The organism is Sagittula sp. P11 (assembly GCF_002814095.1).
Taxonomy (GTDB): Bacteria; Pseudomonadota; Alphaproteobacteria; order Rhodobacterales; family Rhodobacteraceae; genus Sagittula.
Window position 1 is genome coordinate 1166635 of the sequence record NZ_CP021913.1, and the last position, 15042, is coordinate 1181676.

Annotated in this window: 14 protein-coding genes; 5 read left to right on the forward strand and 9 right to left on the reverse strand. The window is 67.3% G+C overall.

From position 1 onward, the window contains the following. The first annotated feature begins 88 nt into the window (after positions 1-88). Positions 89-718 carry a ribonuclease T2 family protein gene (locus tag CDO87_RS05690; protein WP_100927879.1) on the forward strand — a complete coding sequence of 210 codons (630 nt, stop codon included), beginning with the start codon at positions 89-91 and terminating at the stop codon, positions 716-718. A 43-nt stretch (positions 719-761) separates the two neighbouring features. On the opposite strand, the gene CDO87_RS05695 is transcribed toward CDO87_RS05690, so the two are convergent. After that, positions 762-1412 carry a sulfotransferase family 2 domain-containing protein gene (locus CDO87_RS05695; RefSeq protein ID WP_100927880.1) on the reverse strand — a complete coding sequence of 217 codons (651 nt, stop codon included), beginning with the start codon at positions 1410-1412 and terminating at the stop codon, positions 762-764. 93 nt (positions 1413-1505) lie between these two features. On the opposite strand from CDO87_RS05695, the gene CDO87_RS05700 reads away from it, so the two are divergent. Further along, a complete protein-coding gene (locus tag CDO87_RS05700; RefSeq protein ID WP_100927881.1) occupies positions 1506-3131 on the forward strand; it encodes an AMP-binding protein in 1626 nt (541 codons plus the stop codon). 199 nt (positions 3132-3330) lie between these two features. Here the strand turns inward: CDO87_RS05700 and CDO87_RS05705 are convergent, their stop codons facing one another. Continuing rightward, positions 3331-3624 carry a hypothetical protein gene (locus CDO87_RS05705; RefSeq protein WP_100927882.1) on the reverse strand — a complete coding sequence of 98 codons (294 nt, stop codon included), beginning with the start codon at positions 3622-3624 and terminating at the stop codon, positions 3331-3333. A 135-nt stretch (positions 3625-3759) separates the two neighbouring features. On the opposite strand from CDO87_RS05705, the gene CDO87_RS05710 reads away from it, so the two are divergent. Further along, complete coding sequence (locus CDO87_RS05710) at positions 3760-4776, forward strand: hypothetical protein (protein ID WP_100927883.1); 1017 nt, start codon at positions 3760-3762, stop codon at positions 4774-4776. Between the two features lie 95 nt (positions 4777-4871). Here the strand turns inward: CDO87_RS05710 and CDO87_RS05715 are convergent, their stop codons facing one another. From CDO87_RS05715 to CDO87_RS05740, 6 genes are all read right to left on the reverse strand, one after another. Continuing rightward, positions 4872-6194, reverse strand: a complete 1323-nt coding sequence (locus CDO87_RS05715; protein WP_100927884.1) for an SPOR domain-containing protein — start codon at positions 6192-6194, stop codon at positions 4872-4874. Positions 6195-6372: 178 nt separating this feature from the next. Then, a complete protein-coding gene (gene upp / locus CDO87_RS05720; protein ID WP_100927885.1) occupies positions 6373-7005 on the reverse strand; it encodes a uracil phosphoribosyltransferase in 633 nt (210 codons plus the stop codon). After that, the gene (locus tag CDO87_RS05725) at positions 7002-7973 is read right to left on the reverse strand and encodes an adenosine deaminase (RefSeq protein ID WP_100930850.1); all 972 of its coding nucleotides are present in this window, start codon (positions 7971-7973) and stop codon (positions 7002-7004) included. Before CDO87_RS05725 ends, upp begins: the two co-directional genes overlap by 4 nt. A 50-nt stretch (positions 7974-8023) precedes the next feature. Further along, positions 8024-9235, reverse strand: coding sequence for a phosphopentomutase (locus CDO87_RS05730; RefSeq protein ID WP_100927886.1), 1212 nt, complete (start codon positions 9233-9235; stop codon positions 8024-8026). Then, positions 9232-10524, reverse strand: coding sequence for a thymidine phosphorylase (locus CDO87_RS05735; protein WP_100927887.1), 1293 nt, complete (start codon positions 10522-10524; stop codon positions 9232-9234). The genes CDO87_RS05730 and CDO87_RS05735 overlap by 4 nt, the downstream gene beginning before the upstream one ends. Next, positions 10521-10925, reverse strand: a complete 405-nt coding sequence (locus tag CDO87_RS05740) for a cytidine deaminase (protein WP_100927888.1) — start codon at positions 10923-10925, stop codon at positions 10521-10523. The genes CDO87_RS05735 and CDO87_RS05740 overlap by 4 nt, the downstream gene beginning before the upstream one ends. A gap of 192 nt (positions 10926-11117) precedes the next feature. On the opposite strand from CDO87_RS05740, the gene CDO87_RS05745 reads away from it, so the two are divergent. Further along, positions 11118-13409 carry an NADP-dependent malic enzyme gene (locus CDO87_RS05745; RefSeq protein WP_100927889.1) on the forward strand — a complete coding sequence of 764 codons (2292 nt, stop codon included), beginning with the start codon at positions 11118-11120 and terminating at the stop codon, positions 13407-13409. Between the two features lie 136 nt (positions 13410-13545). Beyond that, positions 13546-13977: a hypothetical protein gene (locus CDO87_RS05750; protein WP_157814928.1), complete on the forward strand. Its 432-nt coding sequence runs from the start codon at positions 13546-13548 to the stop codon at positions 13975-13977. 18 nt (positions 13978-13995) lie between these two features. Here CDO87_RS05750 and CDO87_RS05755 read toward each other — a convergent pair whose 3' ends face one another. Further along, positions 13996-14883, reverse strand: coding sequence for a hypothetical protein (locus CDO87_RS05755; protein ID WP_157814929.1), 888 nt, complete (start codon positions 14881-14883; stop codon positions 13996-13998). Between the last annotated feature and the right edge of the window lie 159 nt (positions 14884-15042).

Here is a 15042-nt window from a genome sequence, read left to right on the forward strand (position 1 = left end):
AGACCCCGGATCAACTCCGGGGCGGGTTACCGTTGTGGGGAAACTTGCGCCGTATATAGTGCCGCGAAAATCAAAAGGAAACGGAAAAATGCGCGCCCTTCTTGCCGCCTTTGCCCTGTTCGCCGCCACCCACGCACTGGCCGATGGCGAACGCGCCGGGGAATTCGACTATTACGTCATGTCGCTGTCGTGGTCGCCGAACTGGTGCCGGATGGAGGGCGATGCCCGGAACTCCGAACAATGCGACGCGGATTTCGGCTGGGTGCTCCACGGGTTGTGGCCACAGTACCACCGCGGCTGGCCCGCCTATTGCCCGACGATGGAGCGCCAGCCCTCCCGCCAGCAGACCGCCGAGATGGCCGACATCATGGGGACCTCCGGCCTTGCGTGGCACCAGTGGAAGAAGCACGGCGTCTGCTCCGGCCTGTCGGCCAGCGCCTACTACGCCCTCGCCCGCGAGGCCTATGGCACCGTCACCCGGCCGGCGGTCTTCCGCAAGCTCGACAAGCCGGTGAAGTTGCCCGCTTCGGTGGTCGAAGAGGCCTTCCTGAAGGCCAACCCGGGACTTGAGAAGGACATGGTCACGGTGACCTGCCGGGACGCCTATATACAGGAGGTCCGCATCTGCCTGTCGCGCGACCTGACGCCGGTGCCCTGTGGCCGCGACGTGGTGAAGGATTGCAGCATGAAAGACGCGCTGTTCGAACCGATCCGGTAACGGCCGTTCGGCGCACGCCCGCCGGACCCGCGCCGCGCGTCCCTCAGAACCTGTAACCGAACCGCATGATGTCCTGACGGCAGATGTTGCCCACGACCTCCGCCGTTTCGTCGGTGTAATAGGTTCGGTAATCCGGATGGCGGGGAGAGCGGTTGAGGTGCCCGATCCCCGGCATGAAACCAAGGTGCTGCGCCAGCATGTCCATGTCCGGCCGCCACGTCTCCAGCCGGATGTAGTGGTTGCAGCGGTTCCTGCCCTGCGAATCCGTGGTGTAGGCGGTGTAGGGCCACTGTTCCATCTGCTTGCGGGTGAACATGTGCTTCACAAAGTCCGAGAAGGTCATCATCTTCGACAGGTGGACCATCCGGTGATCGAAGCTTTGCGTTCTCAGCCAGTGGTAATAGCTCACCATCCGGTCCCACGGGTTGCGCACCATGGTGAAGACAAAGAAATCCTCCACCTCCTGCGGGGTCACGACGCCCTCGATGTCGATCAGGTTGGAATGTTTCCAGAGCCGCCCGCGCGCGCTTTCCTGCAGCTTCTTCACCCGGCGCTTGCGGCGCTTGGCCTTTTCCGTGTCGCCGATCAGGATGTCGCCGCGCATGGCGCGATCCTCCAGAGCCGCCGCCAGCGACGTGCCGCCGGTCTTCGGAATGTGCACGAAAATGTATTTTCGCCCGCGGGAAATGATCATCTGAAAACTCCTTTGTCCGGAATACGAAAACCCCCTTTTCCTTCCCCGTCAACTGGCGCAACATTCTTGCTTGACCATCAGGGAGGGTACGACATGGGCTGGCTGAAGGATGAAACCGGACTGGAACGCAACGCGGCGAATTACGTGCCGCTCACGCCCCTGTCCTTCCTCAACCGGGCTGTCCAGATCTGGCCCGATCACCTGGCCGTCGTCTACGGCGCGCACCGCAAGACCTACGCTGAATATGCCGAACGGGTCAGCCGGCTGGCGTCCGGGCTGGCCGGGCTGGGTGTGGAGCCGGGCGACGTGGTCGCGACGATTCTCCCGAACATTCCCGCGCAGGTGGAGGCACACTTCGCCGTGCCCGCCTGCGGGGCCGTGCTGAACGCGATCAACACGCGGCTGGACCCGGACACGGTCTCCTACATCCTCGATCATGGCGAGGCGAAGGTCGTGCTCTGCGACACGCAGTTCCTGCCGGTGCTGGCCGAGGCGCTCGACCGGATGGAGAACGAACCGCCGCAGGTCGTCGAAGTGCCCGACGACCATGCCGGGGTGCACCGCCATTCCGACTACCTGCAGTACGAGGACCTACTGACGAAGGGCGATCCCGGCTTTGCATGGATCATGCCGGAGGACGAGTGGGAGAGCATCGCGCTCAACTATACCTCGGGCACCACGGGCCGGCCAAAGGGCGTGGTCTACCACCACCGCGGCGCCTACCTGAACGCCATGGGACAGGTGTTGTCGTGGCGCATCGTGCTGCACCCGGTCTATCTGACCATCGTGCCGCTGTTCCACTGCAACGGCTGGTGCCACACGTGGATGATGCCGGCCGTCGGCGGCACCATCGTCTGCTGTCGGGACGTGAGGGCCGACTCGATCTTCAACGCCATCGCCGACGAGGGGGTGACCCACTTCGGCGGCGCGCCCATCGTGCTCAACACGCTGATCAACGCGCCCGAGGACCAGAGACGGGCATTCGACCATGTGGTCGAGGTCTTCACCGCCGGCGCACCGCCCGCGCCCGCCACGCTCGCCGCGATCGAGCCCATGGGCTTCAACGTCACGCAGGTCTACGGCCTGACCGAGACCTACGGCCCCGGCACCGAATGCACCTGGCAGTCGAAGTGGGACCACATGGAAGGCGAGGCCCGCGCCGCCCAGAAGTCGCGGCAGGGCGTGGCGATGCCCTTCCTCGAACCGATGGACGTGCTTGACGATGACGGCGCGCCGATCCCGCGCGACGGCCAGGCCCGCGGAGAGATCGTGTTTCGCGGCAACGGCGTCATGAAGGGCTACCTGAAGAACCCGCGCGCCACGAAGGAGGCCTTCAAGGACGGGCTCTTCCACTCCGGCGACATCGCGGTGATGCACCCGGACAACTACCTGCAGATCGCCGATCGCGCGAAGGACATCATCATCTCCGGCGGCGAGAACATCTCGTCGGTGGAGGTGGAGGGGGTGCTGATGGCGCACCCGGCGGTGCTGCTGTGCGCGGTGGTGGCGAAGCCGGACGAGAAATGGGGTGAGGTGCCCTGCGTCTTCGTCGAGCTGAAGGACGGGCGGGAGGCGACGGAGGCCGACCTGATCGCCTTTGCCCGCGAGCGGCTGGCCGGGTTCAAGACCCCCAAGAAGGTGGTGTTCCAGGAACTGCCGAAGACCTCGACCGGCAAGATCCAGAAGTTCGAACTGCGCGCTCTGGCGAAGGAGATGTGATTTCGCCGTGCTGCGCACGCCGACCCGCGCGCTCCTGCGGAGCGCGGCCCTTGCCGTTGCCGAAGGGGTGAGGACTGACGTTGCAGCAGGTATTTGGACCAAGATGAAGGGGAGCGTCGTGCTTCCGGTGCTGGGGGCGCTGCGGGACGCAGGGTGGGCGGTCCCGGGCACGGGCCGGGGTTGGCCACCATGGCGTGCCTCAGGTTTCGAGGACGCTGTCCACCTCGGCCCACCCGCCGCCACGCCGGGCCAGATCGACCACCTTCACGACCTGCGTCTCGCGGGTTTCCCAGTACCACGGGTCGTTCAGGACGTGTTCCGGCAGCTTGTCCTTCACGAAGTCCGGGCGGCGCTGCCGAACGATTTCGACCCGGTGGCGGTTGCTGATCGGCGGGGCGTTTCCCGACAGGACCTGCGCCCGCAGTTCCGCCTCGCGCGCCTTCAGGCGTCGCATTTGTGCGCGCAGCTGCGCCAGCTCGTCCACAGGATGCATGGCCCGACCTCCGTTTCGGTCAGCTTGGCGCCGGCGCGGTTAAACCCGGGTTAAGCGCGGCCTTTCTCTCCAGATTGCACCTCTTGTGTGCACCGTGCTATCGTCCGCCGAAGCGAGAGGCAGAGCAGCGCCCGCATGACAGCACTGAAGCAATTCCAGAGGCTCGAGGCCACCGGGCTGTGGCGCCCGGACCCGGACGCACAGCGGCGCGAGGTGATCGTTTCGCTTGGCGATGCGACCCTCACCATGAGCTCGACCTCCGGCGACATTCTCGCCCATTGGTCGCTGGGCGCCGTGACGCGGGCCAACGGCACGCAGGTGCCTGCCATCTACCATCCCGACAGCGACCCGGACGAGACGCTGGAACTGCCGGCGGACGAGACCGACATGATCGCCGGACTGGACCGCGTACTGCGTGCCATCGACCGGCGACGTCCGCGCCCCGGCAAGCTGCGCTTCTACCTGACCGGCGCCTTCTTCGTGGCGCTGGCCGCCGGGGCGATCTTCTGGCTGCCCGATGCCCTCGAACGCTATGCCACGACGGTTGTGCCCCCGGTCAAACGGGCAGAGATCGGCGCCAACCTTCTGACCCATATCACCCGCCTGACGGGGCAGCCGTGCAACACGCCCGACGCGCGCGAACCGCTCAAGCGGTTCTCGCAGCGCATCCAGTCGTCGGGCAGCGTGGTGATCGTGCCGGGCGGCGGGTTCACCAGCACGCATCTGCCGGGCGGCATCGTGCTCCTGCACCGCCGCGTGGTGGAAGACCACGAGGATCCGGACGTGGCCGCGGGCTTTGCGCTGGTCGAGGCCGCCCGCGCCCGTGCCAGCGACCCGCTGGCCGAACTGCTCGACTGGGCGGGGCTGGCGGCATCGCTGAAATTGCTGACCACCGGCAGCCTGCCGGACTCAGGCCTTTCGGACTACGCCGAGTACATCATGACCCGCCCCGTAAGGGCCCCGGATGCCGCGCGATTGCTGCCCGCCTTCGCCGAAGCCGAACTGCGCAGCACGCCCTATGCCTACGCCATCGACATCACCGGCGAGTCCACGCTGGCCCTGATCGAGGCGGACCCGATGCGCGCCACCGGCAGCCGCACCGTCCTGTCGGATGCAGACTGGGTGCGATTGCAGGGCATCTGCGGGTCCTGATTTTCAACCCCTGAAAAGCGAGAGGCCCGGGCACCCCCATGCCCGGGCCTCTCTGAAGCCGTCCGTTCCGAACGGGCTTGTGTCTCAGGTCCGGCTCAGCGGACGTAGGCCTGCGTGTAGCCGCTGCGGTGCACCGCGGCGAGCGCTGCGTTCACGGCAACATCGGTGCCGTAGGGACCGACGCGCAGCCGCTGCACGGACTGGCCGCGGTGCGTGACGTTGGCCGCCTGCACCGGGAACCCTGCCGCCGCCAGCCGGGCAGAGGCCGCAGCCGCCTTGTCGCTGGTGGTGAAGACGCCGATCTCCACGAAGCCGCCGCCGGATGCGCCCGCGTTGCCGCGCGTGGACAGGACATCGGTGCGGTACGGTGCCTGCGCCGCGTAGGCGATCTGCACGTCGACCGGCGGATAGGTCTGGTTCGCGACGTAGGCGATGTCCGGTGCCTTCACCTCATGCCGGTAGCGCGCTGTCCAGAGGTTCTTCGGGAACGGCTGGCGCTTGTTCGCCTGAGAGATAAGGCGGCGCGGCACCTGGTTGGACCAGATCTGCTGGGTCGCCTGATGACCCGCCACCGTCTGGATCGCCCGGTAGGGGTTCAGCCGGTCGTCTTCCCAGGCAGGCTTGTACCCCGCCGGGATCGAGGCGATCTGCGTGTCGCGGCTTTCATACACGTGGCGCGGGACGATACGCGTATCGGGCGCCAGCGAAGACCCCTGCCACGAATTGCGGTTGTAGTAGACGTTCTTGCCAGCGGTCGGCGCTTCGCCGCGGCGGATCTCGGTCACATGCGGCGCGCTCTGGGGCCCGCAACGGACGGAGACCGTCCGGTTGCCGACACGGCGCGTCGTCTTGCCGGCGAGGCAGGCTTCGCGCGCCGGAACCACGACCCGCGTGCTGGCCGGCGCGACGGTGCGGACCGTCGTCGTCGGCACGGGGCGCACGATGCGCGGCGGCTCCGCCGTCACCGGCTTCGACGCGGGTGCCATGACCACGCGCGGTGCAGGTGCGTAATTCGGCACGGTCGCCGTCGTGCTGCGCACCACCCTGCGCGGTGCTGTCGCGGCCGGCGCAGGCGCTGCCGCCACGGGTGCGGCCGCCGGCGGGGTGTCCACCGTGATCTGCACCGGAGGCGGTGCGCCCGGCGTGCGGACCGTTGCCGCAGCCGTCACGTTGCCGCCCATGGTCGGTGTCTGTCCGCAGATCGGTTTGCGCTGCCGCGTGACGCGCGGCACCCATGTGACGTTGCCGTCAAATCCCGCGCGTACGAACACGCAGCCGTCATTGTCCACGAATTGCTTGCCCGTGTAGCTGGCAGGCGGAAAGTTCGCCGGAATCTGGCCCTGCGCGCTGGCAGTCTGCGCAAAGCCCGCAAAATTGGACACAATAATGGCGTAGACCGCCAGTTTCTTTAACGTCATGTCTGCCCCCACAGATGTGACTCGCACAATGCAATCTCAGCTTTGACCTGTAAAGCTTTGAGAACATTGCTTTCGCTAAATTTCCACTGGACTCCTGTGGATAAACAAGCGGTTGTGGCCGCTTGTCGCAGAATCGCCTTATTTTGGGGGCTGTAACAAGGTTCAGCTTGGAAACGGACTATTTCGTCCCGAACATCCGATCGCCCGCGTCGCCCAGTCCGGGAACGATATAGCCCTTCTCGTTCAACCTCTGATCGAGCGCGGCGGTCACGACAGGCACGTCAGGATGCGCTTCCTGCATCCGCGCCACACCTTCGGGCGCCGCCAGAAGGCACAGGAAGCGAATCTCCTTCGCGCCCGCGGCCTTCACCAGGTCGACCGCCGCGGCCGAGGAATTGCCCGTCGCCAGCATCGGGTCGACGAGGATGGTCACCCGATCCTCCATGTTGGCGGGCAGCTTGTTGTAATACTGGACCGGCTGCAGCGTTTCCTCGTCGCGGTAGAGGCCGATGAAGCCCACCCGTGCGGCCGGGATCAGCTCCAGAATACCGTCGAGCAGACCGTTGCCCGCCCGCAGGATCGACACCAGCGCCAGCTTCTTGCCCTCGATCATCGGCGCGTCCATCTCGCACAGCGGCGTCTCGATACGCACGTTTGTGAGCGGCAGATCGCGCGTGACCTCGTAGGCCAGGAGGTGGCTGATTTCCCGCAGGAGCTGGCGGAAGGACGCGGTGGAGGTGTCCTTGTTGCGCATGATCGACAGCTTGTGCTGCACCAGCGGGTGATCGACGACGGTCAGGTGTTGGGTCATTTCGGCTCCAGTCTTTTCAGGACCGCGTCGCGCGTGGCCGCATCGCAGAAGGCGGCGTCGAGCGCGGTCCGGTTCAGCTCCTCGAACACCTCTTCGTCCCAATGGAAGGTCTTCGCAAGGTCTTCGAACTCCCGGCGCATCGTGGTGTGGAAGAATGGCGGATCATCGGTCGAAACCGTGACCTTCACGCCCGCATCGCGCAGTTTGGCGATGGGATGCGCGGCGAGCGAGGGGAACACCCCGAGGAACACGTTGGAGCCCGGACAGACCTCCAGCACGATCTCGCGCTCGGCCAGCATGTCCACCAAGGCGCGGTCGCCCCAGGCGCGGACGCCGTGGCCGATGCGTTCGACGCCCAGGTCCTCGACCGCCTCGCGCACCTCCTGCGGGCCGTTCCATTCGCCGGCGTGGCTGGTCAGCCGCAGCCCCGCCTCCCGCGCGCAGTCGAAGGCCCAGGCGAAGTCGCGCTGCTTGCCCTTCTTCTCGTCCCCGGCAAGACCGAAGCCGGTCAGCCAGTCGCCCGCCGTCTCGGCCGCGCAAAGCGCTGTCTGCCGGGCCTTGTCGGGACCGAAATGACGGATCGCCGTGACGATGCCGCGCAGTGTGATGCCCAGGTCGCGCTCCGCCGCCTCCGCGGTTTCGCGGATCGCCAGCAGGTAGTCCTTCCACGCCGACACGTCGCCGCCACCGCAGAAGTCGGGGCTGAGGAAGGTCTCCGAATAGACCACGCCCTTGGCGGCGCTTTCCTCCAGCACCGCGCGGCAGAGCCGGGCGAAGTCCTCGGGCGTCTTCAGGACCGAGGTCGCGGCCTCGTAGACCTCGAGGAAGTGCCAGAAGTCGCGATAGTCGTAGGAGCCGTCCGGCCGGAAGACCCGGCTCAGGTCGACCTTCTTTTCCTTCGCAAGCCCGCGGATGAACGACGGCGGCGCCGCGCCCTCGAAATGCAGGTGCAGCTCGACCTTCGGCATCTTCCCGATGCGGTCGAGGGTCTCCTCGTCCGCGCGCCAATCCGGATCTTTCACAGGAAACTCCTTCCCGGCCCCTGCGAAGGGACCCCAAGATGTGCCGCGATGCTGGCCGCGACATCGGCAAAGCCCACCTGCCCGATCTCGCCCGCACCGCGCCCGGCGATCAGAACCGGCACCCGTTCGCGCGTGTGGTCTGTGCCGGTCCAGGTCGGATCGTTGCCATGGTCGGCGGTGATGACCAGCATGTCGCCGTCCTTCAGCTTCGGCAGTAGGTGCCCGATGCCTGCATCGAACCATTCGAGGTGCCGCGCATAGCCCGACACGTTGCGGCGGTGGCCGTAGAGCGAGTCGAACTCGACGAAGTTGGCGAAGGTGAACGACCGGTCAGGCATCGTCTCGACCGCGTCGTTCAGGTGCTCCATCAGCACGTCATCCGCCCCCTTGGCCACGGTGTCGATCCCGGTCATGGAGAAGATGTCGCCGATCTTGCCGATGGCATGGACCGCACGGCCCGCGTCCTGCACCCAGTTGGTCAGCACCGGCCGGGGCGGCAGAATGGCATAGTCGTGGCGGTTGGTGGTGCGCGTGTAGTTCCCCGCCTCGCCCACGAAGGGCCGCGCGATCACCCGCCCCACCTTCATATCGTGCAGGATGGGGGCCAGCCGTTCGCAAAGGTCGTACAGCCGGTCGAGGCCGAAGTGCGCCTCGTGCGCGGCGATCTGGAACACGCTGTCAGCGGAGGTGTAGCAGATGGGCCGTCCCGTGCGGACGTGCTCTTCCCCGAAGCGCTCGATCATCACCGTGCCGGAGCCGTGGCAGTTCGCGAGGATGCCGTCGGTCCCGGCGATCTCGCAGACCTTCGCGGTCAGGTCCTCGGGGAAGGCCGGCACGGTGTCGGGGAAGTAGGTCCAATCCCACGGCACCGGCAGACCGGCGAGTTCCCAGTGGCCGGAGGGCGTATCCTTGCCCTGCGAGACCTCGGTCGCCGCGCCCCATGTCCCGACAGGCGGGGTGGCCCGAAGGCCCACCCTACCCCCGCCGCTTGCAAGGTCGGCGGCATGGAACAGACCGAGCCCCGCAAGCACGGGCAGCGAGAGCGGGCCGCTCCGCCCGTCTTCGGCCTCGCCGCGCGCGCAGGCGTCGAAGATGTGGCCGAGCGTGTCGGCGCCGGTGTCGGGCACACCGTTGTTGAAGAAGTCCGCCGCGTCCGGCGCGCCGCCGATGCCCACGGAATCCATCACCACGAGGAAGGCGCGGGTCATGCTACCCGCTCCAGCACCGCGTCGCGCGGCTTGGGCGCGTCGCCGTAAACGATGGCCGCGCGCACGGCTGCCGCCGCGCGGTCGGCCTGCCCTTCGCGGGCGGCGTGCACGCGGGCCAGCGGTTGCCCCTTCTCGACCCGCTGACCCAGCCGGACGACCTCGGTCAGGCCCACTGCCGGGTTGACCTCGTCCGTCTCCACCCGCCGTCCACCGCCGAGGTCGACCACCGTCAGACCGAGCGCCTCGCCATCGATGGCGGCAACAATCCCGCTTTCGCGCGCCGTGACCTCCTGGATCACCGGGGCCTCCGGCAGGAAGCGGCGCCAGTCCTCGACGAAACTGAGCGGCCCGCCGAGCGCATAGACCATCTGGCCGAACCGCTCTGCCGCGGCACCGCTGTCGAGCGATGCCTCAAGCCGTGCCGTGCCGTCCTGCACACCCGCCGTCGCCAGCAGCTCGGCCCCGAGCGCCACGGACAGCTCGCGCAGCGGCCCCTTTAGCGCGCCGGTCAGCACCTCCATGCTGATATCGACCTCCAGCGCGTTGCCGAGCGAGGGCACCAGCGGCTGCGACATGTCGGTGAGGAGCGCCGTTGTGGGGCACCCGGCAGCGTTCGCCGTGCCGACCAGCGCCTGCGCCAGCGCGCGCGCCTCCTCCGGTGTCTTCATGAACGCGCCGGAGCCGCACTTCACGTCCAGCACCAGCGCCTGCAACCCCGCCGCCAGCTTCTTCGACAGGATCGAGGCGGTGATGAGGTCGAGACTCTCGACCGTGCCCGACACGTCGCGGATGGCGTATAGGCGCTTGTCGGCCGGTGCGATGTCCGCGCTGGCCGAGACGATGGCGCACCCCACTTCGGCCACGATGGCGCGCAAGCGGTCCTCGTCAGGGGACACCGAATAGCCGGGGATCGCCTCCAGCTTGTCGAGCGTGCCGCCCGTGTGGCCCAGCCCCCGGCCCGAGATCATCGGCACGTAGACGCCGCAGCACGCCAGCATCGGCGCCAGCACCAGCGACACGCAATCGCCCACGCCGCCGGTCGAATGCTTGTCGACCACCGGACCCGGCAGGTCCCAGTCCAGCACGCGCCCCGAATCCCGCATGGCCAGCGTCAGCGCGACGCGCCCCGCCTCCGACAGGCCGCGCAGGCAGATGCCCATGGCAAAGGCCCCGCCCTGCGCCGCGCTCACCGTGCCATCGGCCAGCCCCTGCGCAAACCACGCGAGGTCGCGGGCAGAGGGCTCCTCTCCCCGCCTCAGATGGGCGATGACGGCGCGCGCGTCGCTCATGCCTCCCCGCCTGCCTTGTCCATGTGCGTGTTGGTGAAAGCGCCCGGCAGCAGGTCGGCCACCGTGGTCACGAACTCCTGCCCGTCGACCGTCGCCAGCGTGACCTTCACCCCGCCCTTCGCGAATTCCATCAGTTTCTGGCGGCAGCCGCCGCAGGGCGGCACCGGGTGCGGGCTGTCGGCGATCACGTAGGCCTCGACGATCTCGGTCTCGCCCGCGGCCACCATCGCGGCAATCGCCCCGGCCTCGGCGCAGGTGCCCTCGGGATAGGCCACGTTCTCCACGTTGCAGCCGACGTGCACGGCGCCGGAGGGCGTCTTCAGCGCGGCGCCCACCTTGAAATGCGAATAGGGCACATAGGCATTTTCACGCACGCTGCGCGCGGCATCGGCCAGAGACATGACGGTCCTCTCATTGGTCAGGTCCGGCCATGTTTCCCCTGTGCCCCGCCATTTGCAACCCTTCTCTGCGCGTCACCCGTGGACCGTGAAAAGCCTTGTCGGAAAGGGTCCGAGGCTGTATCGCCCTGCCACAAGACCTATCGCGCGAGACATTGGTTTAACGCTGAACCAATATTGAGAGGAGGCCGTCCGATGAGCGATTCAAAGCACGACACCGCCAAGGAGACCCTGCGCGACGCGGCTCTGTTCTACCATGAGAACCCCAAACCCGGGAAACTCGAGATCCGTGCGACGAAACCGCTGGCCAACGGGCGCGACCTCTCACGCGCGTATTCGCCCGGCGTCGCCGAGGCCTGCCTCGAGATCAAGGCCGATCCGGCCAACGCCGCCCGCTACACCACGCGCGGCAACCTCGTGGCGGTGGTCTCGAACGGAACGGCGGTCCTGGGTCTGGGCAACATCGGTGCGCTGGCCTCGAAGCCGGTGATGGAAGGCAAGGCCGTCCTCTTCAAGAAGTTCGCCAACATCGACTGCTTCGACATCGAGGTGAACGAACCCGACCCCGAGAAGCTGGCCGACATCGTCTGCGCGCTGGAACCGACCTTCGGCGCCATCAACCTCGAGGACATCAAGGCGCCGGACTGCTTCATCGTCGAGAGGATCTGCCGCGAGCGGATGAACATCCCCGTCTTCCATGACGACCAGCACGGCACGGCCATCGTTGTCGGCGCGGCGGCCACCAACGCTCTGCACGTCGCGGGCAAGGCCTTCGAAGACATCAAGGTCGTTTCCACCGGCGGCGGCGCGGCGGGCATCGCCTGCCTGAACATGCTGCTGAAGCTGGGCGTCAAGCGCGAGAATGTCTGGCTCTGCGACATTCACGGGCTGGTCTACGAGGGCCGGGCCGAGGACATGAACCCGCAGAAGGCGGAGTTCGCCCAGCCCTCAGACCTGCGCGTGCTGGACGACGTGATCGACGGCGCGGACCTGTTCCTCGGGCTCTCCGGCCCCGGCGTGCTGAAGCCGGAACACGTGGCACGGATGTCGGACAAGCCGATCATCTTCGCCCTTGCCAACCCGACGCCCGAGATCATGCCCGACCTCGCCCGCGAGGCAAAACCAGACGCGATCATCGCCACCGGCCGCAGCGACTTCCCCAACCAGGTGAACAACGTGCTGTGCTTCCCGTTCATCTTCCGGGGGGCGCTGGACGTGGGCGCCACGACGATCAACGACGAGATGGAGATCGCCTGCGTCGAGGGTATCGCCGCCCTCGCCCGCGCCACCACCAGCGCCGAGGCCGCCGCCGCCTACCGGGGCGAGCAGCTGACCTTCGGCGCCGACTACCTGATCCCCAAACCCTTCGACCCGCGCCTGTCCGGCGTCGTGTCGACCGCGGTGGCCAAGGCCGCGATGGAATCCGGCGTGGCGACGCGCCCGATGGACGACATCCACGCCTACAAGCGGCGCCTCGATGCGTCGGTCTACAAGTCGGCCCTGCTGATGCGCCCGGTGTTCGAGGCCGCGCTGACCGCCTCCCGCCGGATCGTCTTTGCCGAGGGCGAGGACGAGCGCGTGCTGCGCGCCGCGCAGGCGATCATGGAAGAGACGACCGAGACGCCGATCCTCATCGGGCGGCCCGAGGTCATGCAGGCCCGCTGCGAACGCTACGGCCTGAAGATCCGGCCCGATCAGGACTTCCACGTCGTGAACCCGGAAAACGATCCGCGCTACCGCGACTACTGGGAGACCTATCACCAGATCATGTCGCGGCGCGGCGTGACGCCCGACCTCGCCCGCGCGATCATGCGCACCAACACCACCGCCATCGCGGCGATCATGGTGCACCGCGACGAGGCGGACTCGATGATCTGCGGCACCTTCGGCGAATACAGCTGGCACCTGAACTACATCCGGCAGGTCCTGGGAAACAAGCACCTGCATCCGCAGGGCGCGCTCTCGCTGATGATTCTCGAGGACGGGCCGCTGTTCATCGCCGACACCCACGTCCATCCGATACCGACCCCGGATCAGCTTGCCCTTTCGGCCATCGGGGCCGCGCGCCACGTCCGCCGCTTTGGCCTGAAACCGAACATCGCGCTCTGTTCGCAGTCGTCCTTCGGCAACCAGACCGAGGGCTCCGGCCCCCGCCTGCGCGAGGCGCTGGAGATCCTCGACGCCCGCGAATGCGACTTCTGCTACGAGGGCGAGATGAACGTCGACGCCGCGCTCGACCCCGAGTTGCGCGACCGCCTGCTGCCCGGAAACCGGATGCAGGGCAGCGCCAACGTGCTGGTCTTCGGACAGGCCGACGCCGCCTCTGCCGTGCGCAACATCCTCAAGATGAAGGCCGGCGCGCTCGAGGTCGGGCCGATCCTGATGGGCATGGGCAACCGCGCGCACATCGTGACGCCCGCGATCACGCCCCGCGGCCTTCTGAACATGGCCGCGATTGCCGGAACTCCGGTGCAGCACTACAGCTGAACACCCCCTGCGGGAACACGCAACGGTTGACCCCAAGACAGCCCGGAGTATGCTGTCGTCGTTTCATTTCGTGTTTCCACAGGGCCGTCTTGCCATGTACGACCTGCTGAAGTTACTTCCCGCGGTGGTTGACGCCGTGACTGACAATTGGAAGCTGTCCGCTCTGATCGTCGCCTGCATGTTCGTCCTGATTTACCTGCTGTTCCGGGACAACACGCCCATCGTTCAGGTCGGTGTCTTTCTGGTATTCGTGGCGGCCTCGCTCACCGTCCTGATCATCGTCGCCGCCCCCGAACAAAGCAAGGCGACGACCGGCGACCGGGTGGACCTGACCCGCGGCGCCTTTATCTGCGGAACGGTGAACGTCGCCCGAACACAGGACAAATGGCTGGCCGTGCGCCACTCGCACACCACCGACAGCGCCATGAAGGAAAAGCTCTTCGACGGCCAACTGGTCTATGCATACGACCTGGACGGCAACTGGCTGAAGGTCAGGGCGGACAAGGCAGGCATCCTGATCGACGGCTGGATCTACGCCGCCTACGTCACCCAGCACCCCTGCTCCTGACCCGGCAACGTTCCGGGATCATTCCACGGGCGCCATCTCTCCATCCTGCAGCGACCAGACCTGTTCACAGGGTCCCGCGCCGACGCGCCCGCACAGCGACCCCGAGAAGGTGAAGCGCAGGCTGCCCGGTGCCTCGGCGGCAATGCCCTGCGCGGTGTTCAGGAAGACGCGCAGGAACTGCCCGTCCTCCTGCGCCTGCCAGACCGACCGCAGGCACCCCGCCGGTCCGCAGACCAGATCCTCGGCCGCGGAACAGGACAGCGCGCCGTGATTCAGCGCCAGGTCCTCCGCCCCTGACCCGTCGAGGTCGATGGGCGTGGCATAGTCCGCGCCGACCGTGACCTCTCCGCCAAGGACGGCGCAGGCTTCGCGCATGTCGGCCAGCACCTGTGCGCCCGGATCGGCGACGGTGCGCGCCGCCCTTTCCTGCGCGGCGAAGTCGGGCATCGGGCAGACCTGTTCCAGTGTCTCGATGGTGGTGCGCGACCCGGTCAGCGGAAAGCTCCAGACCGCCGGCGGCGCGTCGTAGGCCTCCCAGTAGCGCAGTTCCATCCGGGCGCCCGCCTTCAGCCGTTCGAGCCCGGGCAGATGCGCCTCTTCCAGCGGGGCTTCGAAGGTGCCCAGCCCGATGGTGTGGAACCTCAGGGGCGCCAGCACGCGCGGCCCGGCAAAGATCTGCACGTCGACCTCCGAGCGCGCCAGCAGGTCGGCGGCGCCCTCGGCGCTCATCCCGAAGGCCAGTGCGCCGCCCGCGTTGCACGACAGCCCGAAGCACAGCCGTTCACCCGACCGCTCCCCCGTGCCCTCCGCACAGACAAAACCCGCGTGCCGCCCCTCTTCCGGTCCCGCCTGGTATGTCCAGTCCGCCTGCGCCCCGCCCGCCGCATGGGCCAGAGCCAGAGCCACCACCGCCACCCGCGTGGCCAAACCTGTCTTAACTGCTCTCATGACCGGAGGAGGCCACGGGCCGCGCGCCCGGTCAAGCGTCCGTCCGACCGACTCAGCAACTTTGCACCCGCCCGCCCCAAGATTTGCAAACTCAGGAAATCTTCGCAGGAAACCTGT

Bases quoted from the DNA above. Each gene is read 5' to 3' on its own strand.
- upp (WP_100927885.1), bottom strand. From the start codon at position 7,005: ATGACCCAACACCTGACCGTCGTCGATCACCCGCTGGTGCAGCACAAG.
- CDO87_RS05730 (WP_100927886.1), bottom strand. From the start codon at position 9,235: ATGACCCGCGCCTTCCTCGTGGTGATGGATTCCGTGGGCATCGGCGGC.
- CDO87_RS05735 (WP_100927887.1), bottom strand. From the start codon at position 10,524: ATGAGCGACGCGCGCGCCGTCATCGCCCATCTGAGGCGGGGAGAGGAG.
- CDO87_RS05725 (WP_100930850.1), bottom strand. From the start codon at position 7,973: ATGCCGAAGGTCGAGCTGCACCTGCATTTCGAGGGCGCGGCGCCGCCG.
- CDO87_RS05745 (WP_100927889.1), top strand. From the start codon at position 11,118: ATGAGCGATTCAAAGCACGACACCGCCAAGGAGACCCTGCGCGACGCG.
- CDO87_RS05710 (WP_100927883.1), top strand. From the start codon at position 3,760: ATGACAGCACTGAAGCAATTCCAGAGGCTCGAGGCCACCGGGCTGTGG.
- CDO87_RS05700 (WP_100927881.1), top strand. From the start codon at position 1,506: ATGGGCTGGCTGAAGGATGAAACCGGACTGGAACGCAACGCGGCGAAT.
- CDO87_RS05705 (WP_100927882.1), bottom strand. From the start codon at position 3,624: ATGCATCCTGTGGACGAGCTGGCGCAGCTGCGCGCACAAATGCGACGC.
- CDO87_RS05715 (WP_100927884.1), bottom strand. From the start codon at position 6,194: ATGACGTTAAAGAAACTGGCGGTCTACGCCATTATTGTGTCCAATTTT.
- CDO87_RS05695 (WP_100927880.1), bottom strand. From the start codon at position 1,412: ATGATCATTTCCCGCGGGCGAAAATACATTTTCGTGCACATTCCGAAG.
- CDO87_RS05740 (WP_100927888.1), bottom strand. From the start codon at position 10,925: ATGTCTCTGGCCGATGCCGCGCGCAGCGTGCGTGAAAATGCCTATGTG.
- CDO87_RS05690 (WP_100927879.1), top strand. From the start codon at position 89: ATGCGCGCCCTTCTTGCCGCCTTTGCCCTGTTCGCCGCCACCCACGCA.